The organism is Kitasatospora sp. NPDC057595, assembly GCF_042800875.1.
Taxonomy (GTDB): Bacteria; Actinomycetota; Actinomycetes; order Streptomycetales; family Streptomycetaceae; genus Kitasatospora.
The window spans coordinates 231,825-255,912 of the sequence record NZ_JBHVGL010000007.1 but is presented as its reverse complement, the minus strand read 5'-3'; the positions used below and the strand labels follow the sequence as shown (position 1 = coordinate 255,912).

21 protein-coding genes are annotated in these 24,088 nt (G+C 74.7%); 8 read left to right on the top strand and 13 right to left on the bottom strand.

What is annotated here, in order from left to right; translation table 11 throughout:
- Window positions 1–15: 15 nt before the first annotated feature.
- Both ACFU9E_RS14165 and ACFU9E_RS14160 read right to left on the bottom strand, forming a co-directional pair.
- On the bottom strand, window positions 16–1,470 hold the full coding sequence (locus ACFU9E_RS14165) for a sulfatase (RefSeq protein WP_380681673.1): 1,455 nt from the start codon (window positions 1,468–1,470) through the stop codon (window positions 16–18).
- Window positions 1,471–2,030: 560 nt separating this feature from the next.
- Window positions 2,031–2,963, bottom strand: coding sequence for a zinc-binding dehydrogenase (locus ACFU9E_RS14160; RefSeq protein ID WP_380681675.1), 933 nt, complete (start codon window positions 2,961–2,963; stop codon window positions 2,031–2,033).
- A 79-nt stretch (window positions 2,964–3,042) separates the two neighbouring features.
- On the opposite strand from ACFU9E_RS14160, the gene ACFU9E_RS14155 reads away from it, so the two are divergent.
- Entirely contained in the window at window positions 3,043–3,705 is a 663-nt protein-coding gene (locus ACFU9E_RS14155; RefSeq protein ID WP_380681677.1) for a TetR/AcrR family transcriptional regulator, read from the top strand.
- Window positions 3,706–3,867: 162 nt separating this feature from the next.
- Here the strand turns inward: ACFU9E_RS14155 and ACFU9E_RS14150 are convergent, their stop codons facing one another.
- The 5 genes from ACFU9E_RS14150 to ACFU9E_RS14130 all read right to left on the bottom strand — a co-directional run bounded on the left by ACFU9E_RS14150 (window position 3,868) and on the right by ACFU9E_RS14130 (window position 7,437).
- On the bottom strand, window positions 3,868–4,545 hold the full coding sequence (locus ACFU9E_RS14150) for a phosphonatase-like hydrolase (protein WP_380684582.1): 678 nt from the start codon (window positions 4,543–4,545) through the stop codon (window positions 3,868–3,870).
- Window positions 4,546–4,580: 35 nt separating this feature from the next.
- Window positions 4,581–5,702, bottom strand: a complete 1,122-nt coding sequence (locus ACFU9E_RS14145; RefSeq protein WP_380684581.1) for a TIGR03364 family FAD-dependent oxidoreductase — start codon at window positions 5,700–5,702, stop codon at window positions 4,581–4,583.
- Between the two features lie 162 nt (window positions 5,703–5,864).
- Window positions 5,865–6,377 (bottom strand): pyridoxamine 5'-phosphate oxidase family protein, encoded by a 513-nt coding sequence (locus tag ACFU9E_RS14140; RefSeq protein ID WP_380684580.1) that lies wholly within the window; start codon window positions 6,375–6,377, stop codon window positions 5,865–5,867.
- 176 nt (window positions 6,378–6,553) lie between these two features.
- Window positions 6,554–7,222, bottom strand: a complete 669-nt coding sequence (locus ACFU9E_RS14135; RefSeq protein WP_380684579.1) for a phosphatase PAP2 family protein — start codon at window positions 7,220–7,222, stop codon at window positions 6,554–6,556.
- The gene (locus tag ACFU9E_RS14130) at window positions 7,222–7,437 is read right to left on the bottom strand and encodes a hypothetical protein (protein WP_380684578.1); all 216 of its coding nucleotides are present in this window, start codon (window positions 7,435–7,437) and stop codon (window positions 7,222–7,224) included. The genes ACFU9E_RS14135 and ACFU9E_RS14130 overlap by 1 nt, the downstream gene beginning before the upstream one ends.
- A gap of 112 nt (window positions 7,438–7,549) precedes the next feature.
- Here ACFU9E_RS14130 and ACFU9E_RS14125 point away from each other — a divergent pair, with 112 nt between their 5' ends.
- The 3 genes from ACFU9E_RS14125 to ACFU9E_RS14115 all read left to right on the top strand — a co-directional run bounded on the left by ACFU9E_RS14125 (window position 7,550) and on the right by ACFU9E_RS14115 (window position 10,777).
- Complete coding sequence (locus tag ACFU9E_RS14125; RefSeq protein ID WP_380684577.1) at window positions 7,550–7,930, top strand: BlaI/MecI/CopY family transcriptional regulator; 381 nt, start codon at window positions 7,550–7,552, stop codon at window positions 7,928–7,930.
- The gene (locus tag ACFU9E_RS14120; RefSeq protein WP_380684576.1) at window positions 7,927–9,087 is read left to right on the top strand and encodes a M48 family metalloprotease; all 1,161 of its coding nucleotides are present in this window, start codon (window positions 7,927–7,929) and stop codon (window positions 9,085–9,087) included. The genes ACFU9E_RS14125 and ACFU9E_RS14120 overlap by 4 nt, the downstream gene beginning before the upstream one ends.
- 154 nt (window positions 9,088–9,241) lie before the next feature.
- Window positions 9,242–10,777 carry a GAF domain-containing protein gene (locus ACFU9E_RS14115; RefSeq protein ID WP_380684575.1) on the top strand — a complete coding sequence of 512 codons (1,536 nt, stop codon included), beginning with the start codon at window positions 9,242–9,244 and terminating at the stop codon, window positions 10,775–10,777.
- An 83-nt stretch (window positions 10,778–10,860) separates the two neighbouring features.
- Here the strand turns inward: ACFU9E_RS14115 and ACFU9E_RS14110 are convergent, their stop codons facing one another.
- Complete coding sequence (locus tag ACFU9E_RS14110) at window positions 10,861–11,256, bottom strand: SsgA family sporulation/cell division regulator (protein WP_380684574.1); 396 nt, start codon at window positions 11,254–11,256, stop codon at window positions 10,861–10,863.
- Window positions 11,257–11,878: 622 nt separating this feature from the next.
- On the opposite strand from ACFU9E_RS14110, the gene ACFU9E_RS14105 reads away from it, so the two are divergent.
- Together ACFU9E_RS14105 and ACFU9E_RS14100 are read left to right on the top strand one after the other, a co-directional pair.
- Window positions 11,879–13,318, top strand: coding sequence for a hypothetical protein (locus ACFU9E_RS14105; RefSeq protein ID WP_380684573.1), 1,440 nt, complete (start codon window positions 11,879–11,881; stop codon window positions 13,316–13,318).
- A 195-nt stretch (window positions 13,319–13,513) separates the two neighbouring features.
- Entirely contained in the window at window positions 13,514–14,776 is a 1,263-nt protein-coding gene (locus tag ACFU9E_RS14100) for a TerD family protein (protein ID WP_380684584.1), read from the top strand.
- Between the two features lie 52 nt (window positions 14,777–14,828).
- Here ACFU9E_RS14100 and ACFU9E_RS14095 read toward each other — a convergent pair whose 3' ends face one another.
- A complete protein-coding gene (locus ACFU9E_RS14095) occupies window positions 14,829–15,521 on the bottom strand; it encodes an RraA family protein (RefSeq protein ID WP_380684583.1) in 693 nt (230 codons plus the stop codon).
- Window positions 15,522–15,759: 238 nt separating this feature from the next.
- Here ACFU9E_RS14095 and ACFU9E_RS14090 point away from each other — a divergent pair, with 238 nt between their 5' ends.
- Entirely contained in the window at window positions 15,760–16,353 is a 594-nt protein-coding gene (locus ACFU9E_RS14090) for a Uma2 family endonuclease (protein ID WP_380684572.1), read from the top strand.
- 63 nt (window positions 16,354–16,416) lie between these two features.
- On the opposite strand, the gene ACFU9E_RS14085 is transcribed toward ACFU9E_RS14090, so the two are convergent.
- Together ACFU9E_RS14085 and pruA are read right to left on the bottom strand one after the other, a co-directional pair.
- Entirely contained in the window at window positions 16,417–17,346 is a 930-nt protein-coding gene (locus tag ACFU9E_RS14085) for a proline dehydrogenase family protein (RefSeq protein ID WP_380686780.1), read from the bottom strand.
- 142 nt (window positions 17,347–17,488) lie between these two features.
- A complete protein-coding gene (gene pruA, locus ACFU9E_RS14080; protein ID WP_380686778.1) occupies window positions 17,489–19,117 on the bottom strand; it encodes an L-glutamate gamma-semialdehyde dehydrogenase in 1,629 nt (542 codons plus the stop codon).
- Between the two features lie 244 nt (window positions 19,118–19,361).
- Here pruA and ACFU9E_RS14075 point away from each other — a divergent pair, with 244 nt between their 5' ends.
- A complete protein-coding gene (locus ACFU9E_RS14075; protein WP_380686776.1) occupies window positions 19,362–20,963 on the top strand; it encodes a PucR family transcriptional regulator in 1,602 nt (533 codons plus the stop codon).
- An 82-nt stretch (window positions 20,964–21,045) separates the two neighbouring features.
- Here ACFU9E_RS14075 and ACFU9E_RS14070 read toward each other — a convergent pair whose 3' ends face one another.
- Complete coding sequence (locus ACFU9E_RS14070) at window positions 21,046–22,527, bottom strand: alkaline phosphatase PhoX (RefSeq protein ID WP_380686774.1); 1,482 nt, start codon at window positions 22,525–22,527, stop codon at window positions 21,046–21,048.
- A 265-nt stretch (window positions 22,528–22,792) separates the two neighbouring features.
- On the bottom strand, window positions 22,793–24,040 hold the full coding sequence (locus ACFU9E_RS14065; protein ID WP_380686772.1) for a hypothetical protein: 1,248 nt from the start codon (window positions 24,038–24,040) through the stop codon (window positions 22,793–22,795).
- Between the last annotated feature and the right edge of the window lie 48 nt (window positions 24,041–24,088).

Sequence of the window (24,088 nt, the reverse complement as noted above, 5' to 3'; positions counted from 1 at the left end):
GAAGGGCCCGGGGGGTCAGGCGGCCCGGTCGGCGGCCAGCTGCGCCGCCAACGCCGGCACGCCGAGCGCCTGTTCCTGCTGCGGTGTGGCCTGGTACAGCAGGTTGCTCAGCTGGTAGGGGTCGGCCGCAAGATCGTAGTACTCGCGGAACTTCACCTCACCCGTGCCGGACACCGTGCCGTTCGCGTCGGTGTGCAGCGCGTAGTACTCGGTGTACTGCTTGTCGGCGGCCACGTACGAGGACCAGGTGGGCGGGCCGCCCGCCGCCGTGCCCTGCTTCCACCACTCCACCAGCAGGTGGTCCCGGTCGGCGGCGGTGAGCAGCGAGTGGCCGTCCTGCGGGGTGTCGGGCGTGATGCCGACGGCGTCGAGGATGGTCGGGGCGACGTCGATGTTGGCGACGATCCGGTGGTCGGTGGTGCCCGCACCGAGGCCGCCGGCCAGCCAGGAGAGGTAGAACGGCACCTCGTGCGCCGGGGAGTAGGGCACGGACTTCTTGAGCCAGCCGTGGTCGGCCCAGGTGTAGCCGTTGTCGCCGAGGTAGATCACCAGGGTGTTGTCCAGCTGGCCGAGCGCGACCAGCTTGTCGTGGATCGCCTGCACGGCGTCGTCGACGGAGAGCAGGGTGCGCAGCTGGCGGGTGCGCACCGCCTGGGCGTCGGCGAGGGTGGCGGTGGCGTTCTGGATGTAGCCGGGCTTGTCGCTGCGGTCGTCCTCGGGCACCGAGGGGCGCCCGTTCCACGGCGGGACGACGGTGTCCGCGTACTTGGGGGCCGGCACGTTGGGCTCGTGCGAGGCGTACGGGGTGACGTAGGCGAACCAGGGGCGGGTGTCGGTGGCGGCCTTGTCGAGGAAGGCCAGGGTGCGGTTCTTGATGATGTTGGTGGTGTAGCCGGTGAGGGTCTGGACGTCGCCGTCGATGTTCCAGGTGGCGTTGTTGTAGGCCGGCTGGAGCAGCGCCCACTCCTCGAAGTGCGGCGGGTTGTCCGCCACCGCCCAGGAGTTGAGGTACTTGCCGAACAGTCCGGTGCGGTAGCCGGCCTGCCGGAGGTAGCGCTGGACGGTGGTGTGCTGGTCGAGGCTGTGCGAGGCGCCGTTGTTGCGCACGCCGTGGTTGTGGGCGTAGCGGCCGGAGAACACCGAGGACCGCGAGGGCGCGCAGAGCGGCGTGGTGACGTGGCCGTGGGTGAAGCGGACGCCGTGGCCGGGGATCCAGTCCACGATCTGCGGGGTGGCCCACTCGGTGTGCTTGGGCTGGTCGTCGGTGACGATCAGCAGGATGTTGGGCCGGGTGGCACCGGCCCCGGCCCCGGCAGCGGCCTCGGCCGCCGCGGCGGCGGGGCGCGCCGCCACGAGCTGGAGCGCCGCCGGGGCGGCGGCGGTGGCGGCCGCGGCCGCGGCGCCGGCGAGGAAGCCGCGCCGGCCGACCCGGGGCGAACCGTTCGTTTCCGAATCGCCGATCTCGCTCATGAATTCCCTCCATGCTTTTCGGTGATTCCGGACTCGGCGGCCCCGGGGAAATATCGGGGGCGGCACCGGAATCATTCACGGGGAAGCGGTCCACCGGCCCGCACGACGGTCGCGCCCGCCTCCCGGACGGCGTGCACGGGCGCGCGGTCCGACCGGGGATCCGCGGCGAAGGAATCGGGGCACCTCATCGACCTGCACGAACGGTGCGGGGACGAGCCACCCCGGGAAGGTCCGGCGTCCTGCGGCGGCCCCCGTCCACCCGTCCGGGGTCCGCCGCCGGTTCACGCCGGAGCGGCCGTACAGAGGGCGCTCGCGAGCCGTCCGAAATCGACGTGCCGGCGAGCAGCCAGGAACTCTCCAGCTGCCATGCGTGCGACTTTAGGAGTTCCCGGCGAACACTGGCAATACCCGGACGCCATTGTTTCGGCGGCGTTTCGAATATCCGGCCGCGGGTTTCCGCTCGTCAACAACCGGGGGTGGAGGCGCGCGAGGGAGCCGGAACGCGCCGCCCGGCCGGGGCCCGTCGCACTCCTGGAACCCCGGCCGCGACGCCGTACGCCTCAGTCGTCGAAGGACAGCACCGCCTTGCCGTGGAGCCGGCCGGCGAGCAGGGCGTCCACGGCGTCCGCGGCGTCCCTCCAGCCGCCGCGCCAGGTGATGCCCGGGTCCAACTCCCCCGCCGCGACGCGGTGCGCCAGCCAGGTGAGGTCCCGGTCCAGGCCGGTGCAGGCGAGCAGCATGAAGGTCACCAGGCCGCGGTCGTGCCGGTCCCGGTCCCCGAAGAGCGCGCCGAAGGGGAAGCTCTCCCCCTCGCCCGCACTGTGCCCGGCGGCGACCAGCGTGCCGCCCGACCCCAGAGCCTCGTAGGCCTCCACCAGTTGGGGCCCGCCGACCAGGTCGATCACGCCGTCGGCGGGCCGCGGGGACTCCTTCGGCGAGCCGACCACCTCGTGCGCCCCCAGGCGCCGCAGCAGAGCGCCGTTCCGGTCCGGCGCACCGGTGGAGGCGATCACGTGCGCCCCTGCGGCGCGGGCGAGTTGGACGGTGTAACGGCCGACTCCGCCGGTGGCCCCGGTGACCAGGACGGTACGGCCGAGCAGTGGCCCCACCCGGTGCAGGGCACGCACGGCGGTGGCACCGGCGACCGGGACGGTGGCGAGGTCCGCCGGGTCGGCCCCGGCGGGCGCCACGCCGATCAGCCCGGTGTCGACGGCCCGCAGTTCGGCCCAGGCGCCGGCGGGCATCAGGGTGGTCACCGGGGTGCCGGGCGCCGGCCCGGAACCGTCGGCGGCGGCGCGTTCCACGATCCCGGCGGCGTCCCAGCCGAGCACCGTGCCGTCGGCCGCCGAGTCGAGGGCGAAGGCGACCTCCCCGTAGTTGAGCGAGGTGGCGGTGACCCGGATCAGCGCCTGGTGCGGGGCCGGTTCCGGATCGGGGGCCGTACCGAGGCGCAGGCGGCCGGGGGCCGAGCTGTCGACCAGAAGCGCACGCATGGAAGGTCCTCCCCAAGATTCTGCCACTGAGTGGCATAAGCCTACAGGTGGCATTACTCGCCGCGATAGGCTGACCACGATGACTCCCGAGACGGCCGCCCCCGCGAAGCCGCCGCTGCGTGAACGCAAGAAGCTGCGCACCCGGCAGGCATTGATCGACACCGCGCTGGAACTGTTCGGCGAACACGGCTTCGACGGCGTGACACTGGACCGGCTGTGCGAGGCGGTCGAGGTCTCGAAGCGGACCTTCTTCCGCACGTTCGGCAGCAAGGAGGACGTCGCGATGGCGCCCACCCAGGACCTCTGGGTGGTGTTCCTGGAGGTTCTGGAGAGCTGCCCGCCGGACGGGCGCCGGCTGGTCTCGCTGTACGAGGACGCCCTGGTCGAGTCGATCGGCCGGATGCCGGCCGGGGGCTGGGCCGAACGCGTGCTGGCGAGCCGGAAGCTGGCCGCCCGGACGCCCTCGATGAGCGCCCACGGGCTGGCCTTCTGCGACCGGGTGGGCCGGGAAGCGGTCGCCGTCGCCGTGCGGCGCTTCACGCTGGACGCGACCGCGGACGGCGCCGCCCGGCTGCGCGCCCGTCTCGCGCTCGACATGCTGCTGTCGGCGTTCCACCAGGCCCTCGCCGGATGGGTGGAACAACCGTCCGGGCACACCCGCGAGGACCTCGTCCGGCGCCTGCGAACCGCCTGCGCCGAGCTGCCGGGAGCGCTCGCGGCGACGGTGGAGGCGCGCGGCTGACAGGCCGGCGGGCACACCGGCCACAGCGGACCGGGCGGACCGGGCGAGCCGCGCGGGCCGGCGAAGGCCCCGGCCGGTCAGCGTGCTCGGGCGGGGAAAGCCGACCGGGCGGGCGCGCCTCCCGCCGCGCCCGCCCGCCGGTGATGGTGTGCCGGCCCCGGCTCAGCCCGCCAGCAGCGCGGGCAGCTCGGCGACGGACGCCAGCACGTGCGTCGCCCCGTCCGCCCGCAGCCGCTCCTCGCCGTGGGCGCCGGTGAGGACGCCGGCGACGACGGAGGCCCCGGCGCGCGAGCCGGTCAGCATGTCGTAGCCGGTGTCGCCGGCCACCGCGATCCGACGGACCGAGTCCGTCCCGGTGCGCAGCAGCGCGGTGAGCGCCAGGTCCGGGTACGGGCGGCCGCGGCCGGCCTCGGCGGGGCAGAGGGTGAGGTCGGCGATCGACTCCCAGCCGAGGGCGGTGAGGATGCGGTCCTGGGTGGCCCGGGAGAAACCGGTGGTGAGGACCACCTTGCGGCCCTGGCCGCGGAGTTCGGCGATGGCCTCGGCCGCGCCGGGCAGCGCCTCGCAGTGGCCGGCGTCGACGAGGTCGTGGTAGGCGGCCTCGAAGGAGGTGTTGGCGCGCTGGGCCTTCTCCTCCTCGCCGAACAGGTGGCGGAAGACGGAGATCTTGGACTCGCCCATGGTGGCGCGGACGTGCTCCAGCATGCGGGCGTGCTCGGGGCTGCCGGCCTCGACGCCGAGCGAGCCGGCGGCGGCCTGGAAGGCGCGCTCGACCAGGCCGTCGTCGGCCACGGTGGTGCCGGCCATGTCCAGGACGACCAGGCTGATGTCGTACGACATGATGTTCAGTTCCTCCGACGGTCTTGCAGGCGGGCTTACAGGTTGGCGAGGTTCGCCGTGGTCTCGGCGATGGCGGGCGAGCAGGTCATGCCGCGGCCGCCGGGGCCGGTGACCAGCCAGACGCCGTCGCGCACGCGCTCGCGGTGGACGACCCGGGTGGTGTCGACGCACTGCGCGTACACGCCGGCCCAGCGGCGGCGGATCCGCGGCAGCGGGCGGCCGAGCAGGTCCTCGACCACGGCCACCAGGTGGTCGTACGGGTCCTCGACCACGTCGAAGCCGAAGGGCTGGTCGTACTCATGGGTGTCGCCGATGGTGAGGCCGCCGTCCAGGCGCTGGACCATCAGCAGCTGCATCCTGTGCTCGGCGGCGACCGGCGACTGCGGCTGGACCTCGCGCAGGCGGTCCAGGGCACTGCCGGCGAAGGCCGGGTAGTAGCGGAAGGAGTCGCCGTCGGCGACCGAGGTGGTCAGCGGCTCGCCCAGCGGGTCGGTCTGCATCATCTGCAGCCGCACCTTGCGGACCGGCAGCGCGGGCGCCAGCTCGCGGACCAGGCCGCCCAGCCAGGCGCCGGTGCACAGCACGACCAGGTCGCCAGTGTGGACGTCGCCGTGGTCGTCGCGGACGGCGTTCTCGCCGATGACGTCGCGGACCTCGCGGCCGGGCAGGAAGGTGTACCGGCCGGTGGCGGTCAGGGCGGCGCGCAGCGCGGGCTGGGCGACGCGCGACTCGACGGCGGCGTCCCGCTCGCAGTGCAGGGCGCCGAGCAGCTTGCCGCGCAGGGCCGGGTTGAGGGCCCGGGTCTGCTCCGGGTCGAGCAGCCGGTAGCCGCGCAGCTCGGCGTCGGGCAGCGTCAGCGCCTGTTCGGCCACCGCGAGCTCCGCCTCGGTGCGGATCGCGGTGAGCGATCCGTTGGCGCGGAAGCCGAGGCCGGGCACCTGACCGCCGATCCGCTCCCACAGCTCGCGGGCCCTCACCACGGTGTCCAGCTCCTCGCCCTGGGCCCGGCCGCTGACCCAGACCAGGCCGAAGTTGCGCACCGAGGCGCCGCGCGCCTCCGCCTCGCGCTCCAGGTGGACGACCTCGTGACCGCGCTCGACGGCCTGCCAGGCGTGCATGGTGCCGAGCACGCCTGCTCCTACGACGATGACTCTCATGCGGCCAGACTGATGCCGCCAGGTGTCCGAGGGGCGTCCGAACAGCGGATCCCAGATGAACCGACCGATAAGTTGTACAGACAACCTGGCGGACCGTCCCGCCACCGGGTCACCTGGCCGTCCCGCCACCCCGGCACCACCCGGCCACCGGAGCGGAGCGGCTCAGCGCCGTACGGCCGCCCGCAGGTAGTGCCGCCGGCCGAACTTCGGCTCGTCCACCGCCGTCAGCTCCTCCACCTGGAAGCGGTACAGCGCCGCCGCCCCGCCCCCGGTCAGGAACTGCCGCCGGACCTCGTCGTCCTGCGCGAAGGCGGGGTAGCGCCCCTGGTAGGCGGCCAGCGCCGCCTCCGCCTGCCGCCCCCACGCCTCGCCCGCGCTGCCGGTCAGCTGCAGGCCGCGCAGCTGCTCGCCGAAGAGCGGCGGCGGCAGGAACACCGTGGCCGCCGCCCGGGCCTCCTCGGCCAGGTGGTGGCTGTGCCGGGTCGCGCGCTCGCTGACGAAGTAGAGGACGAGGTCGTCGTCGTGGGCGAAGAAGGCGAGGTTGGCGTGCGGGCCGTGCTCGTGGCCGGCGGTCGCGAGGGTGAGCACCATCGCCTCGGCCAGCAGTCCCTCGACGCCCTTGGCGAGCTCCTCGGCCGGCCAGTCCCCCTGGGTGATGTCGAGTCGGTACGGCATGGGCAGCACTTCCCTCCACTGGCACGCCCGGCGCGCGCGGCGCCCTGGCACGACTGAGCCGGGCGGGTGCTCCCCTGGGGGGCAGCCGCGCCCGGCTCACATGCTCTCCCCGCCACCCCGGCCGCACAAGGGCCGGGACGGCGGACACGCCCTGGTCGGGGTCCGCTCCGGGGCCGTCAGTCCTGCCGGGCCCCGACCGGCCGCCCGGCCGGCTCAGCGACCGCCTGCGGACCGGCGCCGAGCAGCGGCCGCAGCGGGCCGGAGCGGGCCCGTTCCACCAGCGGACCTGCCGCGCCGGCCGCCAGCGCGAGCGGGAGGGCCACCAGCAGGCCGACCAGCGCGCCGACCAGCACGTCGTGCGGGTAGTGCACGCCGACCCAGACCCGGGAGGCGCCCATCAGCACGGCGGCCACCGCGGCGACGGCGCCGATCCGGCGGTCGGCGAACCAGAGCGCGACGGCCGCCGCGACCGCGATCACCGTGTGGTTGCTCGGGAAGGACCAGTCACCGGGGCCCGGACAGGCCTCCAGGGTGTTGCGCACGTGCAGCTGGTCGCACGGGCGGACCTCCTCCACCAGCCCCTTGAAGCCGGAGTTCACCGCGTAGGCGACGACCACGATCAGCGGCGAGGCCAGCACTCTGGCCTGCACCGCCGCGGCGCCGCCGCGCGCCCGCCACCAGGCGGCCAGCATCAGCAGCGCGAAGAGGCCGAGGCCGATCAGCGACCACACCTCGACCAGCCGGTTGAACCAGTGCGGCGCGGCGTCCGCCCAGCCGACCACCCGGCGGTACAGGCCGCCGTCGATGCCGCTGCCGTCGTACGCGGCCAGCTCGTTGAACGTCATCACCGGACCTCACCACCGCGTCGGTGGGCCCGCCAGGGGCCGAACACTTCGAGAACAATCGGGAGCATGGAGACAACTACTACCAGAAGCAGGGTCATCGACACATAACGGTCGATACCGGTCACGAACGGGCCGAATACGGACCCCGCGAGGGCGCCGAGCACACCGAGCACATCCGTGCCGGCGGGCGCCGCATCGGCGAACGACTGGAACACGACCGGCGGACCTCCCGTACGTTGGTGGGCGGCACCGCAGCGCACACCCGATCGTCTACAGTCGCGTAGACGGTCTACATGACTGTAGACGATAGCTGGAGGAACCCCCGCCATGTCCGACGTACCGTCCGCCCGCCGGCCCGCCGGCGAGTTGGAGGCCGAGGTGCTCGCCGCCCTCTGGGCCGCCGACCGGCCGCTGACGCCGCAGGACGTCCAGGGGGCGCTCGGCGCCGACCTGGCCCGGACCACCGTGACGACGATCCTCGCCCGGCTGCACGACAAGGGGACGGTGCACCGCACCCGCGCCGGACGCGGCTACGCCTACGTCCCCGCGGTCGCCGACCCCGCCGGACTGGCCGCCCGCCGGATGCACGCCGAACTGGGCCGGGAGGCCGACCGCTCGACGGTGCTCGCCCGGTTCGTCTCGGACCTCTCCGTGGAGGACGAACGCCTGCTGCGCGACCTGCTCGGCGACGAGGACGCCGCCCGGTGATCGTCGCGGTCTGGGCCCCGCTGCTGCTGCCCTTCCTCGCCGTGCTGCCGGCCCGCCGGCTCGCCGAGGCGCTGTCGCCGCGCGCCGCCGTCTGGACGCTGGCCGCCACCTCGGCCGTGCTCGCGGGCGGCACACTGTGCTCGCTGGGCCTGCTCACCGTCGCCGGGCTGCTCCGGCTGCCGCCGGTCGCCGCCCTCGGCCACCTCTCGCCGCACTGGCTCGCCGCCGGGCTGCCCGGCCTCCCGACGGCGGCCGCCGTCTCGGCCGCCCTGGCGCTCGCCGCCCTCGTCGCCCTCGGACTGCGCACGGTGCGCCTGCGCCGACGCGACCTGGACGCCGCCCGCACCGCCGTCGACGCCGCCTCCCCCCGGGCCGCCTCCCCCGGGCCGGCCTCCACCGGGCACGCCGAGGGAACCTCCGCCGACGCCGCCACCCGGACCCCGGGCCCGCCGCACGGCCCGAACGACCACCATTCGAACACGCGCCCCCCGCGCGCACCCATGCGCCGGGCGCGCACCCCGTGGCCCCAGCGCGCCAAGCGACTGCTCACCACCCCGCCCGCCACCGAACTCGCCGTCCTGCCCGACGAGCAGGCCGACGCCTTCGCCCTGCCCGGCCGCCCGCGCCGCCCCGGCCGGCCCGCCGAACCCGGCCGGATCGTGGTCACCGCCGGCATGCTGCGCGCCCTGGACGCCCCCGAACGCGCGGCCCTGCTCGCCCACGAGCGGGCCCACCTGACCGCCCGCCACCACCTGTTCCTCGCCCTGGCCGCCCACGCGGCCGCCGCCCACCCGGCCCTGCGGGCCCTGCGCGCACCGCTCGGCTACCACCTGGAACGCTGGGCCGACGAGTCCGCGGCCGCCCGGGTCGGCGACCGCCGGGTGACCGCCCGCGCGGTGGGCCGGGCCGCCCTCGCCGCCGGCCGCTCCCCCTGGCCGGGGCGCCCCCGGCACGCCCCGGCGGCCCATGGCGGACCGGTCCCCCGCCGGGTCGCCGCCCTGCTCGACCCGCGCCCCGCCGGGGCGGTCGCCTCCCGCCGGACCGCCGCCCTGGCCCTGACCGCCTGCCTCGCCCTCACCGCCGTGACCAGCCTCGACGCCACCGCCGACCTCCACCACACCGTCGAGACCGCCCAGCAGCGGACGCCTTCCCACTAAGACGCACGGGCCACCATTCGTTGGCATGACCACTCTCATACCGTCTGGTATTCCGAGTTGGCAGACCCCATCCCCAGGAACCGGTGGCGCCCGTACGCTTTCGTCAGCGCGTCGGCCCCGGCGCGCCCTCGAACGGCGGCGAGGAGCGACACGAGTGCGGCAGTCCGGACGGCAGACCCGACGACCCGAACGCCGCACCGCGCAGAGCGCGGCCGAACTGGCCAAGGTCCACGAGCGCGCCCTCGCCGAGGCCGCCGCCCGCGCCGCCCACCGGGACGCCACCGCCGCCGACGATCCGCCCTTCCTCCAGCCCCGCCCCGAGATCGGCGACTCCTGGGAGCGCCTGCGCCGCCTCGGCCTCGACCCGGACGCCGGCGCCGCCGCCGTCCACCTCGGCCCCGCCGAGATCGAGCACCGCCGCCGGGCCAGCGGCCTCGACCCGCTGCTCCCGATCCTCCGCGGCACCCTGGTCGAGCAGGTCGAGCAGCCCCCGCTGATCCTCGCGATCACCGACGCCGACGGCCACATCCTCTGGCAGGAGGGCGAACGCGGCCTGCGCCGCAGCGCCGACCGGATCGGCTTCCTCACCGGCGCCCGCTGGGTGGAGGAGCGGGTCGGCACCAACGGCATAGCCGCCGCCCTGCGCGCCGAGCGCCCGATGCACGTCCACTCCGCCGAGCACTACCTGCGCAGCCACCACTCCTGGACCTGCGTCGCCGCCCCGGTGCACGACCCCGGCACCGGCCGGCTGATCGGCGCGATCAACCTCAGCGGCCCGGCCCACTCCGTCCGCCCGTACCTGCTCCAGCTGACCGCCACCGCCGCCAAGCTCGCCGAGACCGAGCTGCGCGCCCGCCGGCTCGAATCCCTGCACCACCTGCGCACCCTGGCCGCCCCGATGCTGGCCCGGGTGAACGGCCCCGCCCTGGTCGTGGACGCGGCGGGCTGGACGGCGGCCGCGGCGGGACTGCCGCCGCCGGCCCGGCTGCGGCTGCCCGCCGAGGGCTGGGACTCGGCCGCCGTGCACTGGCTGCCCAGCCTCGGCGAGTGCGTGATCGAGCCGCTCGCCGACGGCTGGCTGGTCCGCCCGCTCCTGGCGCGGGACACCGCCCCGGCCGCACCGGGCGACCCGGACGGCCCCGGCGGTCCGGGCGGGGACACCGCCGGCCCCGCCGCCGGACTGCTGGCCGAGCAGGCCGAGGGGGCCAGGGTCCGGCTCGACCTGCGCCGCGCGGGCAACCCCGGTCTCTCGGTGCACGGCGCGGCCGGCAGCTGGTCGCACGCGCTCAGCCCGCGCCACGCCGAGCTGCTGCTCCTGCTCGCCACCGAGCGCGAGGGCCTCAGCGCCGCCCAGCTGGCCGACGCGCTGTTCGGGGACCCGGCCCGGACGGTGACGGTGCGGGCCGAGCTGTCCCGGCTGCGCCGCTACCTCGGCGGTCTGCTGGCCCACCGGCCGTACCGCTTCGCCGAGTCGGTGCTGGTCGCGGTGGCCGGCCCGGACGATCCGTACGACCTGCTGCCGACCTCCTCGGCGCCGGCCGTGCGCAGGCTCCGCGCGGGGCTGGTCGGCGGAACGGTCCGGCTGCCCGGGACGCCGCCGTTACCGGACCCGCGCCCCCCGGCCGACGGGTCGGCGCCGCCGCGCCCCCGAACCGGCCGTCTCCCCCTGCCGCCCCCGCAACCCTCGTAACCCTCACCGCCCCTGCGGCCCACCGTCTCCCCGGGGCCACCGCCCCGGGGCCCTCCGTCCGCCGGGCCCGCCGTCCACCGGGCTCAGTGGCCGCCGGCGAGCAGTTCCGAGAGCTCGTCGTCACTCGGCCCATGGGCCTGCTCGGCCGTCTCCGAGACCATCGCGTACGTGCGGTCCAGCCACTCCTGGACCTTCGGCCTGGAGGCCTCCAGTAGGGCACTGCCGTGCGGGGACTCGAGCGCCAGGTGCAACGTCGAGCCGTGGCACGGGCAGTACGCCGGCCACAGCTTGACGTCGCCCTGGCCGCTCAACGAGCGGAGGCCGTCGCGCAGCAGTTCGCGCGAGAACACCCAGTCGGCCTCGTCCGGCCGCCCCAGGTGGAACGTCAGCAGCACCTCGTACGGGCGGGCGGCGTCGAACCGGAACCGCGTACGGACCTCTCCGACCACCTCCTCGCCCAGCGAGATCCGCAGCGTCAACACCTCCTCCACCGCCGCCGGAGCGGCGGTGGAGCCTGCCTCATCGCCGCCCGTGGGGGTAGCGGCGAGGGGGGCACTGAAGGGTGCTGGCAGCGGGTCGGGCGGCATGACGGTCTCTCCGGGACGGCGTGGGATGTCCTCCAGCGTGCTCCGCCGCGCGAGTTTCGGGCAAGGGTTGCAAGGGGGTTGCAATAACCCCCGTAGCGCCCGACCATCCCTTACCGGCCTTGTCAGACGGACCGTCAACTTCCGCTGGTCAAAGGGTTGTCCACGGATTGGATCAATTCCGTCCGAGCACTGGCCATCGCCCGGGGGCCCGCTGCTACGCTCGTCCCCCTGCCGGCGCACGCCCGCGCGCGTGCCCGGTCGGACTCCGCACGCGCGCCCCCGCACGACCCGGCCGGACCGTGCCCGAACGAATCCTGACGACGTCCCGACCGGACCGGACCAGCCGGTACCTCATCGGACCGGATCGGACCGGATTCGACGGGACCGGACCGAACGCGCCGGCCGCACCGGGGAGCCGGCGGCCGTCCGCCCGGTCCGGCGGCACCGGCACAGCCGTCGGCACGTGGGAGAATGCCACGACCGCAACGGCGACTTCAGGGGAGGGAGGGGTCCGGTGACCTTGTCCGACGACACCGGGCAGGACGCGACGCACGCGTCCGACCGGTACCGCACGCGCCACGGCCGGCACGGTCGTCCCGGCCCGTTCGGGGGCCGGCTGCGGCTGCCCACCCTGCGGTTCTCCGGCGCCGCGATGGCGATGTCGACCGTCGTGGGCATCAGCATCGCCACCACCTTCCTGCTCAACGAGCAGCAGGGCGTGGGCCGCCGGGCCGGGGTCGCCCGGGTCGGCTCCAGCGCGCCGCCGCCCAGCCCGTCCACCTCCCCCGACACCATCGGCGGCAACGGCACGACCTCCGGCACCGGGACCGCCTCCGGCCCGGACGCCGCCGGGCCGAACACGACGGCGGGCCGCCGTTCCGCCGCCCCGGCCACGCCCGCGCCCGGTGCCTCCGGCCCGGCGGCCGGCACCCGCGCCCCCGACTCCGTGCCCGCCCAGCGCTCCGCCGGCCCGGCCGCGCCCCGCACCGAGGGCTCCCCGTCCACCGCGCCGCTCGCCGGGGGCCCCGCGCCCCGACACGGCGTCACCGACGGGCCCGCCACGGAGCAGCCCGGCCCCGGCGGCGCCCCGGAGACCCTGGCCGGCGGCCGGGCGGACCACCCGCAGTCCGCCGACGAGCAGCTCGCGGCGGCCGACGGCGCGCAGACCGCCCGCCGGCCCGCCGAGGACGCGTCACCGACCGGCGCCTCCCCGTCGCCGTCGCCCTCCGTACCCGCGGCCTCCCCCTCGTCGGCCACGCCCCGCCCCTTCGTCCCCGCCGCCCCGGGCCCCGGCGCGCCCGCCCCGGCGCCGCGCGAGTGGACCGGCGGGACCCTCGGCACGGCCGACACCGCTGCCGACGGCTCGGCCGAGCCCGCGACCGACAGCGTGGGGTCGGGCCCGACGAAGGGCAGTACGAAGGACACCGGCGTGACCCGTCCGGCCGCCGGCACCGACGCGGCCGACGACCAGGCGCTCGCCGGTGCGGCCGTGGTCCAGTCGCTCGGCCGCGACGGGACCCGGCACGTCCTCGCACTGACCGTCGGCGAGCCGCTCACCGCGCTGCAGGCGGAGTTCCGCCTCGCCCCCGGCACGGCGGCCCCGGGCGTCGGCACCGCGTGGACGGACCTCGGCGGCGCCGTGGTCACCGCACACCAGGAGCGCGGCGCGGCGGTCTACCGCTTCACCACCCCGCCCGGTACGGACGTCCGCCCCGGCCGCTACACCTTCACCGTGCGCGGCACCCGGTCCACCGGGCAGGCCGGCCCGGCCCGGAGCGTCGGCCCGCGCACCCCCGGGTCCTGGAACGCCAGCGCCTTCGGCATCGGCCGCCCGCGCGCCGTCGCGGCCCTCGGCACCTTCACGGCGCCTCCGGCGGTCCCGGCGCCGGCCCCCGCGCGGACCACTGCTCCGGCCCCGCTGCCGGCCCCCCGCGCCGCCGCCCCGACCGGCTGACCGCCGCACCGTTCCCCCGCCGGACCGCGCCCCGCCACCGGTCCGGCGGCCCGGGGCAACCCAACAGGTCAGCGCCCCGTTCGGGCTCATCCGACCGGGCTCGTTCGTTACTGTGGTCGCCAGCCGGCACAGCCGCCCCAACGCCGGGGCCGGCGCCGCACCACCGCATCCCAGGAGGAGTTCGTGTCCACGGTCCTGACCCAAGGCGGCAACGCCCCGCTGACCGCCGCGCGGGTGACCGTCGAGGTCACCGCACCCAAGGCGCTGGATGTCTCGGGCCTGCTGCTGACCGACGCCGGAAAGGTCCGCTCGGACGACGACTTCGTCTTCTACAACGCACCGAACGGGCCCGGTGTGACCCACCGTCCGGCCGCCGCCGGAACGCCGGACGCCATCATCGTCGACACCGCCGCCGTCCCGGCCGGGATCACCAAGATCGTGGTGACCGCGAGCCCCGACGAGACCGGCGCCACCTTCGCGGGCATCGAACCGACCGCGACCGTACGGGACGCCGCGACCGGCGCGGTGCTGGTCACCTTCACCCCGCCGCCGCTCGGCCGGGAGACCGCGCTGATCGTGGTCGAGGTCTACCAGCGCAACGGCGCCTGGAAGGTCCGCGCGGTCGGCCAGGGCTATGCGAACGGCCTGGCCGGCATCGCCACCGACTTCGGCGTCAGCGTCGACGAGCAGCCGGCCGCGGCGCCCGTCGCGCCCCCGGCCCCGGTCACCCCGGCCCCGGTCACCCCGCCGCCGGCGCCCGCCGCCCCGGTCGACCCCCGGCTCGCCATGGCCTCCGCCCCGCCGATGCCGCAGACCGCGCCCCCGATGCCGCCCGCTCCCCCCGCACCGCCGGCCCCGCCCGCCGCTGCCCCGTCCTTCACCAAGGTCACCCTGGACAAGGGCCGGGTCAGCCTCACCAAGGGCGGCTCGGTCTCCCTGGAGAAGAACGGCAAGCCCTTCCTCTCCGCCGTCCGGATGGGCCTCGGCTGGGAGCCCGCCGGCCGCGGCCGCAACATCGACCTCGACGCCTCCTGCCTGGCCTTCGACGCCCAGCGCGAGAAGCTCGACACCGCCTGGTTCATGAAGCTGGGCATCTTCAACGGCGCCATCGCCCACTCCGGCGACAACCTGACCGGTGAGGGCGGCGGCGACGACGAGTCGATCACCGTCCACCTGGACGGCCTCCCGCCGGAGGTCTGCGGCCTGGTCTTCGTCGTGAACTCCTTCTCCGGCCAGAAGTTCACCGAGGTCAAGAACGCCTACTGCCGCCTGGTGGACGCCGCCACCAACCAGGAGCTGGTCCGCTTCGACCTCACCCACTCCGAGCCGCACACCGGTGTGGTGATGTGCAAGCTGATCCGCCAGTACTCGGGCGAGTGGGTGATGACCGCCATCGGCGAGTACGTCGACGCCAAGACCGCCCGTGCGATGGTCAAGCCCGCCGCCGCGATGCTCTGACCCGCCCCCCACGGCGCCCCCGGCACACCACCGGGGGCGCTGTCGTCTCCCCTCACTCCTCGATCGCCCCGCCGATCCGCCGCAGGTGCCGCCGGAAGCTGTACTCCGGGTCGGCCTCGCTGCGCTCCAGGTACTCGTCGAACGCGGTCTGCCGGCGCAGCGTGTCACCCGAGCGGATCCGGTCCGCCTGCGCGCGCTCGGTGCGGGCGATGCCGGCCGCCGCCTCCAGCACCTCGTCCAGCCGGGCCCCGGGCACGAACAGCACGCCGTCGGAGTCCGCGAACACCACGTCCTCGACGCCCACCAGATGCGGCCCGAACCTCGCACTGGCCAGCGCCTCCGGCTCCCGCCCGTCCAGCCGCAGCGGCCCGGCCGGGAGACTGCCGTAGCTGAACACCGGCAGTCCGATCTCCACCAGCTCCGGGGTGTCCCGGTGCAGCCCCCACACCACCACCCCGGCGGCCCCGGCGGCCCGCGCCTCCAGCACGGCGAGGTCCCCGACGCAGGCCTCGTCCAGCCGTCCGCCGTTGTCGATCACCACGACGTCCCCGGGCTCGGCCGCCCCGTACGCCTCCAGGAAGACGTCCACGCTCCCGTAGTGCCGCACCGGCAGCACCCGCCCCGCCACCCGGCCCCCCGGCACCACCGCCCGGACCCCCGCCGGCGCCGCCCGGACCGCCACCCCCACCCGCACGCACGCGTCCGCCACCAACGGCGTCGACAACTCCGCGAACCGCTTCACCACCACGCCAACTCCTCACCCGGCACCACGAGTTCACCAGCGTGAAGATCCTACGCCGGGCCCCCTCGCACGATCGGGTGAAAACCCGGCGCACCCCGCCCCACCGAGCTACCGGCCCTTCCCCGGCACCGGCCGGTCGCCTACGCCCACCGCCTCACACCATCGGGTGAAAGATCACCGTGCACGGCATAACTCGGCTCAGCCCGGCACTAGCGTGACGTCCACCTGAAGGAGGGGCATCATGAGTGCTGTGGCGCATGAGAAACCGATCACGGATTCCCCGTCGCAGGAGGACATCCTGCTGGAGAGCTTCCTGAGCCTGCACTCCCCCGAAGGCTTCCGGGCCGAGCTCATCGAGGGAGAGATCATCGTGACTCCACCGCCGGACGGCGATCACGAGGACTACATCGGGCTGCTCATCGACCAGATGAGCCGTCTGTCAAAGGTCCGCATGCAGGTGGCGGGCACCAAGGGACTCCGTCTGGTCAGTGGCGGTCTCTGCCCGAAGAACCACGTCATTCCCGACGCGACGTTCGCGCCGATGGAGCTCCGCCTCTTCCGCGGCGCGCCGTCCTGGATGGAGCCGGACGGCGTGGCGATGGTGGCTGAAGTGACCTCCAGCAAACCCGACCAGGACCGGATCGCCAAGCGCCACTGCTACGCGCGCGCCGCCATCCCGCTCTACCTGCTCATCGACCGCGAGAAGTCCCAGGTCAGCCTCTTCTCCCAACCGAAGCGCGACGAGTACACCGAGGTGCACCTGGCCGCCTTCGGCGAGCCGCTCGCGCTTCCGGCGCCGTTCGACTTCGAACTGGACACCAAGGACTTCCTGTAGGGCCCGGACACGCGACGGCCCGCGCCCCCGGTGGGGGCGCGGGCCGTTCGGCGTTCGCGTGCGTCAGCCGCGGGTGGCCATGGCGCGCAGGAAGAAGGTGAGGTTGGCCGGGCGCTCGGCGAGGCGGCGCATGAAGTAGCCGTACCACTCCTGGCCGTACGGGAGGTACACGCGCATGGTGTTGCCCTCGCCGGCGAGGCGCAGCTGCTCCTCGGGGCGGATGCCGTACAGCATCTGGTACTCGAAGGAGTCGCGCTTGCGGCCGTTCCACTGGGCCAGCTGGCCGGCGATCTTGATCATGTTGGGGTCGTGCGAGGCGATCATCGGGTAGCCCTCGCCGGCCATCAGGATCTTGAGCGCGCGGACGTACGCGAGGTCGACCTCGTGCTTGCCCTGGAAGGCGACCGACTCGGGCTCCTTGTAGGCGCCCTTGCACAGGCGCACGCGCGAGCCGGCGCCGGAGAACTCGCGGCAGTCGTCCTCGGTGCGGCGCAGGTAGGCCTGGAGGACGACGCCCAGCCAGGGGAAGTCCTGGCGCAGCTCGCGGGCGATGCCGAGGGTGGAGTCGGTGGTGGTGTGGTCCTCCATGTCGAGGGTCACCGTGGTGCCGGCCTCGGCGGCGGCCTCGCAGATCCGGCGGGCGTTCTCCAGGGCGATCTTCTCGCCGTCCACCGGGAGGAACTGACCGACGGCCGAGAGCTTGACCGAGACCTCGGCGCCGGCGGCCAGGCCGGTCTCCTTGAGCGCCTTGAGCAGGTACTCGTAGGCCTCGGCGGTGCCGGCGGCCTGGGCGGCGTCGCGGGTGTCCTCGCCGAGGTGGTCCAGGGTGACCTTGCGGCCGGTGGCGACGAGGTCGTCGCAGGCGGTGACGGCGTCGTCGAGGGCCTCGCCGGCGACGAAGCGCTCGACTATCGCGTGGGTCGGCGGGAACTTCTCGACGACGGTGCGGACCTGCGAGGACCGGGAGGCCGCGAGGAGGGCGGAACGGAGCATCGTGACTCCTGGAGCTGGTGCTTCTAAGGGTGGCAGAAAGACGGGCGGCGGACCGGGGAGTGGGGTCCGCCGCCCGTGGGGACGCCGCCCGGCTGCGGGACCGGGGGCGTCAGGGGACCGCGAAGGGGTCCCGGTGGGGCACTCAGCCCATGTGCGGGTAGCGGTAGTCCGTCGGCGGGACGAAGGTCTCCTTGACCGAGCGGGTCGAGGTCCACCGCGCCAGGTTCTGCTTGGCACCGGCCTTGTCGTTGGTGCCCGAGGCCCGGCCGCCACCGAACGGCTGCTGGCCGACGACCGCGCCGGTCGGCTTGTCGTTGATGTAGAAGTTGCCGGCGGCGAAGCGCAGCTTGTGCATCGCGTGCTGCACGGCCTCGCGGTCCTGGGAGATGATCGAGCCGGTCAGGCCGTAGGCCGACACCGACTCCATCTGCGCCAGCATCTCGTCGTACTTGTCGTCCTCGTAGACGTGGACGGCCAGGATCGGGCCGAAGTACTCGTCCTTGAAGTACTCGCTCGCCGGGTCCTCGCAGACCAGGACGGTCGGGCGGACGAAGTAGCCGACCGAGTCGTCGTAGGTGCCGCCGGCCAGGACCTCGACCTTGGCGTCGGCCTGGGCGCGGTCGATCGCGGCCTTGTTCTTGGCGAAGGAGCGCTCGTCGATGACGGCCGACATGAAGTTGTCCAGGTCGGTGACGTCGCCCATGGTGAGGCCCTCGACCTCGTCGCGGAACTCGTCCTTGAGCTCGGCCCAGATCGAGGCCGGGACGTAGGCGCGGGACAGGGCGGAGCACTTCTGGCCCTGGAACTCGAAGGCGCCGCGGGTCATGGCGGTCTTCAGCACGGCCTTGTCGGCGGACGGGTGGGCGACCAGGAAGTCCTTGCCGCCGGTCTCGCCGACGATCCGCGGGTAGGTGCGGTAGCCGGAGATGTTGTTGCCGACCTCGCGCCACAGGTGCTGGAAGGTGGCGGTGGAGCCGGTGAAGTGGATGCCGGCCAGGGCCGGGTGCTTCAGCGCGACGGCGGAGACGTCCAGGCCGTCGCCGGTCACCATGTTGATGACGCCCTTGGGCAGGCCGGCCTCCTCCAGCAGCTGCATCAGCAGGTGCGCGGAGAACTGCTGGGTGGGCGAGGGCTTCCAGAGCACCACGTTGCCCATCAGCGCCGGGGCGGTCGGCAGGTTGCCGGCGATGGCGGTGAAGTTGAACGGGGTGATCGCGTAGACGAAGCCCTCCAGCGGGCGGTGGTCGCTGCGGTTCCACACGCCGTCCGAGGAGATCGGCTGCTCGGCCATGATCTGGCGGGCGAAGTGCACGTTGAAGCGCAGGAAGTCGACCAGCTCGCAGGGGGTGTCGATCTCGGCCTGCTGCGCGGTCTTCGACTGGCCGAGCATGGTGGCGGCGGCCAGCGTCTCGCGCCAGGGGCCGGCCAGCAGGTCGGCGGCGCGCAGGAAGATCGCGGCGCGGGAGTCGAAGGAGAGCGCCTGCCAGGCCGGGGCCGCGGCCAGGGCAGTGTCGATGGCCTCCTGCGCGTCCGCCTGGGTGGCGTTGCGCAGGGTACCGAGCCTCGCCGCGTGGTTGTGCGGCTGGACGACGTGGAACTCGGTGCCGCCGCCCATCCGGCGCTCACCGTTGATCGTCATGGTCAGCTGGACCGGCTCCTGGCCGCCCAGCTCCTTCAGCTTGGCCTCCAGACGGGCCCGTTCCGGGCTGCCCGGGGCGTAGCTGTGGACCGGCTCGTTCACCGGCGCGGGGACCTGGGTCACAGCGTCCATGAGCGCACGCTCTCCTTCGTTTCTTGCGGGGGGATGCCGGCGCGGGTCGCACGCCGGCCACATGACGAACGCTATTCCTGCACCGGGGCCCGCTTGATTGGCCGGACGGCTAAAATCATCCGGACGGCGTTGTTCGCCCGAATGAAGAACCGGGGCCACCAGCCACCGGAGCCCCATCGGACGCCCCGCCGACGCCCAGCCGACGCCCCACCAGCGCCCCGCCGGACGCCCCGAGGAGGCCCGTATGACCACCCCCGGCCTCCCGCTCCGCCAGCTGCTGATGTCCCTGGGCGAGCCGCTCGTCGAGCTCCAGGCAGCCCCGCACGGGCTGGACGTCCCGGTCCGCGACGTCGCCATCCTCGACCCGGAGGACCCGCCGACCGCCGCTCCCGGCGAACTCGTGCTCGCCATCGGCGCCCGCGGCCGGGCCGCGCTCCCCGCGCTGCGCGCCGCCGGCCGGGCCGGGGCCGCCGCGGTGGCCGTCAAGCTGGACGCCCCCGGACAGGCCGACGCGCTGCGCGAGGCGGCCACCGAGGCGGGCGTGGCACTGCTCTCGGTGCGCCGGGAGACCCGCTGGGAGCACCTCGACTCGCTCGCCCGCGCGATCATCGCCGGGCCGGACGCCCCGGACACGCCCGGCACCGCCGAGCACAACGCCGGTGACCTCTTCTCGCTCGCCCAGACCGTCGCCGTCCTCACCAACGGCATCGTCTCGATCGAGGACACCTCCAGCCGGGTGCTCGCCTACTCCCGCTCCTCCGACTCCGACGAGGTCGACGACCTGCGCCGGCTGTCCATCCTCGGCTGGCAGGGGCCCGAGCCGTACCTGTCCAAGCTCCGCGAGTGGGGCGTCTTCCAGCACCTGCGCAGCTCGGACACGGCCATCGCGGTCGACCCGCACCCGGAGCTGGGCCTGCGCCGCCGGCTGGCGATCGGCATCCGGGCCGGCGCGCAGCCGCTCGGCACCATCTGGGTGCAGGAGGGCTCCCAGCCGCTGGCGCCGCTCGCCGAGCAGGCACTGGTCGGCGCGGCCCGGGTCGCCGCGGCCCAGCTGGTGCGCCGGCGCCGGGAGCTGTCCGCGGACGTCCGGCTGACCCAGACCCTGCTCACCGGCCTGCTGGAGGGCTCCACCGGCCCGCAGTCGCTGGCCACCCACCTCGGCCTGGACCTGCGCCGCCCGGCCACCGTGCTGGCGTACAGCGCGGGCACCACCGAGCAGCTGACCCGGGCCGAGGTGACCGGCCTCATCTCGGTGCACACCGCGGCCCGGCACCGCGCCGCGCTGCTCGCGCCGATCGAGTCCCGGGTCTACGTGCTGCTGCCCGAGCTGCCCGCCAACCTGCCGATGGCCACCGTGCGCGGCTGGGCGCAGGAGGCGGTCGAGGCGGCCCGGGACCACCTGGGCGTCCCGCTGCGCGCGGCGATCGGCTCGACGGTGGACGGCCTGGCCAGGGTGCCGGAGTCGCGTGCCCAGGCGGACCGGATCCTGGACGCGATGGGCCGCGGCGGGGTGGACCTGGAGGTCGCGGCGCTGATCGACGTCCAGGCGGAGGTGCTGGTCAGCGAGATGCTGGCGCTGCTCCAGGAGCGCGGCGGCCTGCGCGACCCGCGGCTCACCGCGCTCGCCGAGTACGACCGCCGGCACGGCACCCGGCTCGCCGAGTCGGTGCTGGCCTGGCTGGACGCGCTGGGCGAGGTCCGGGTCGCGGCGGACGCCCTGCACATCCACCCGAACACCCTGCGCTACCGGGTCCGCCGGGCCGAGCAGCTGACCGGCATCGACCTGGCGCAGCCGCAGCAGCGGCTGCTCGCCATGCTCCAGCTGCGGCTGCCCGCCGAGCCCTGACGGCCCCGGTGCGCACGAGGGCCCGATGCGCGAAAGGGGCCCGCTCCGAGGAACGGGCCCCTGACGATCACTCGCACTCAGCTCACTGGCCGTAGCCCTGGCCGCGCTTGTGCTCGTTCAGGCGGTGCCACGGGCCGGTGATGGCCAGCTGGATGCCCGGGGTCTGGATGTTGGCGAAGAGGGTCTTGCCGTCGTCCGAGAAGGTGACGCCGGTGAACTCGCTGAACTCGGGCTTCTCGGCGGTGCCGATGTTCAGCTCGTTGCGGGCGATGGCGTAGGTCAGGCCGTCCTCGGTGGCGCCGAACAGGTGCGAGACGCCCTCGCCGTCCTCGGCGATCACGATTCCGCCGTAGGGCGAGACGGTGATGTTGTCCGGGCCGTCGAAGTTGTCGTGGTCGCCCCAGACGTCGGTGTTGACGCCCAGCAGGACCTTCAGGGTGATGGTGCGACGGGCCGGGTTGAAGAACCAGACCTGGCCGTCGTGCTGCACCGGGCTCTCCGAGCGGGCGAAGCTGGAGACGAAGTAGAAGCCGCCGTCACCCCACCACATGCCCTCCAGCTTGCGGGCGCGGGTGACCTCGCCGTCCTTGAACTGCTTGCGGATGGAGACGGTCCTCGCGTCGCGGTCCTGGACCTTGACCCAGTCCACGCCGTAGGTGGTGCCGACCTGGGTGGCGCGGGACAGGTCGTCGATGAACTTGCCCTGGGCGTCGAAGACCTTGAAGGCCTCCAGCACACCGGCGTCGGCGGCCAGCTTGCGCAGCTGGTAGCGGCCGTGCTTGAAGCCGGCCGGCGGGGTCCAGCGGAACAGCAGGCCGTTGGGGTTGCCCGCGTCCTCGGTCAGGTAGACGTGGCCGCGCTTCGGGTCGACGACGACGGCCTCGTGGGCGAAGCGGCCGAACGCCTTGACCGGCTGCGGGTCGCGGTTGTAGTCGTCGTCGAACGGGTCGACCTCGAAGATGTAGCCGTGGTCCTTGGTGAAGCCGTTCTTGCCGGCCTTGTCCTCGGTCTCCTCGCCGGACAGCCAGGTGCCCCACGGGCTGACGCCACCGGCGCAGTTGGTGGCGGTGCCGGCGATGCCGACCCACTGCTCGACCTTGCCGTTGGCCTTGGCGTGCACGATGGTGCAGCCGCCGGCCGCGCCCGGGTCGTAGACGTGGCCCTCGGTCAGCGGGACCGGGTTCGGCCAGTTGGCGCGGGCGCCGCCCAGCTCGTGGTTGACGACCAGCAGGTTGCCGCCGCGCTCGTCCTCGAACGCCGAGGTGCCGTCGTGGTTGCTCGGGGTGAACTCGCCGGTGCGCAGCTTGCTGACGCCGGCACGGTTCAGGACCTTGTACTTGAAGCCCTTCGGCAGGGCCAGCAGGCCCTCCGGGTCGGCGACCAGCGGGCCGTAGCCGACGGCGACGCGCTCGCCCTCGGCGGCCGCGGCGACCGGCACCTCGCCACCGGCCGGGGCGGCGATCGCGCCCGGGGCGCTGGCCAGGGCCTCGGCGCTGCCGGCGATCAGAACGCCGGCCCCGACGATGGTGGAACGGTTGACGAAGTCCCGGCGGGACAGCGACATGGCAGTCACTCCTGAGGGGTGGGCCGCCGACCGGGGAGGTCCCCGGCGCGTGGCGTGCGAGGTGTCGAGAATGGTCGTCGACGCCCAGCAGACTCCGCCCGCGCGGTGAACACCCGATGACGCGGACACCTCGTCGGGGTGGTCATTTGCCGACCTTATGCAAACCCATTGCTCAATTTTTGCCCGGTCACCACAGGTCACACCGCGGGTCGGTGAACCGTCACCCGCCGTACCACCGCCGACGGGCCGTCGGCTCGGCACCGGCTCAGCGTCCGCCGGTCCGCGCCGCCCGCCACTGCTCCCAGGCCGCCAGCCACAGCTGCTCACCCATCGGGTGCTCCCCGCGCTCCCCGCGCTCCCCGAGCCGCACCTGCCGCCAGGCGCGCTGCGCCGGCACGCTCGCCACCTCGCTGGCGAACACCGTGTACCGGATCGACTCCTCCACCGCCGCGTCGCCCTCCGCCGTCCCGACCACCCAGTGCGTCAACTGGGAGAGCCGGCCGAGCTGTTCCACCATCGCGGCGACCGCCGCGGCGGCCTCCTCGCGGGTCTCCGAGGCGAGCCGCATCTGCTGGCGGACCGCCGCCTCCCAGCGCAGCGCGCCCGCCTCCGCGCGCGCCCCCCGGGGCGGCCGGGGCGGGCGCCCGGAGCGCAGCCGTGCCTCCATGGCGGCGGCCTCGCTGATGCCGTGCGCGATCACCGCCCGGTGCGCCTCCAGCCCGGTGACCGGGGAGAGTTCGCGCCGCTCCACCGGCAGGTGCCGGCCGCGACGGACCGCCAGCTCGCGCAGCAGCGCGGTGCGGCCGCCCAGATGGCGCTCGTGGTCCCGGATCCGCGCCAGCTCGACGCCGCCCGGCGGCACACCGCGCCCGCAGACCGTGACGGTCAGCCCGTCCACCCGGAAGCGGCCGGCCCAGACCGGCTCGACCCCGCTGATCGGGCAGCAGCCGGGCAGCGCCACGCCGGACCACAGGCCGCGCCGGTCCTCGTGCACCTCGACGGCGCGCGACTCGCCGTCCACGGTGATCCACTCCCGGAGCGCGCGGACCCGGCCGGGCGTGTCGCCCTCGTCGACGCCGAGCTGCTCGTAGGCCCGGTCGCGCTCGTCCTCGACCACGTCCTCCAGCTCGGGCAGCGGCTCGTGGCGGTCGGCGCCGGGCCGGTGGGTGCGCACGGTGACGTACGGGCCGGCGGGCGAGGTCCAGTCGCCGAAGCCGATCTCGATCCAGCCGGGCGCGCCGCCCCCCGCCGCTCCGCCGCCGGCCGCCCCACCGGCCGCCCCACCGAAGTCCGTGCCGTAACCGTCGGCTCCGTACCCGTCGTGCCCGTACCCGACCAGTGCGGCGCCGCCCTGGCCCAGCACCGGCACGACGCCGAACACCGGGAAGTCGGCCGCGACGAGACTGCGGCGGGCGAGCGCCTCCTCGACGGCGAGGAACTCCTCCAGGTCGCCGGACGGGTGCCCGTCCGGCGGGCCGTCCAGGGGATCGTCCGGGCGGTCGAACGGATCCACCGTGCCCGCACCATCCCCGAACCGGCCGTCCCGGCCCCCTCCGCTCGC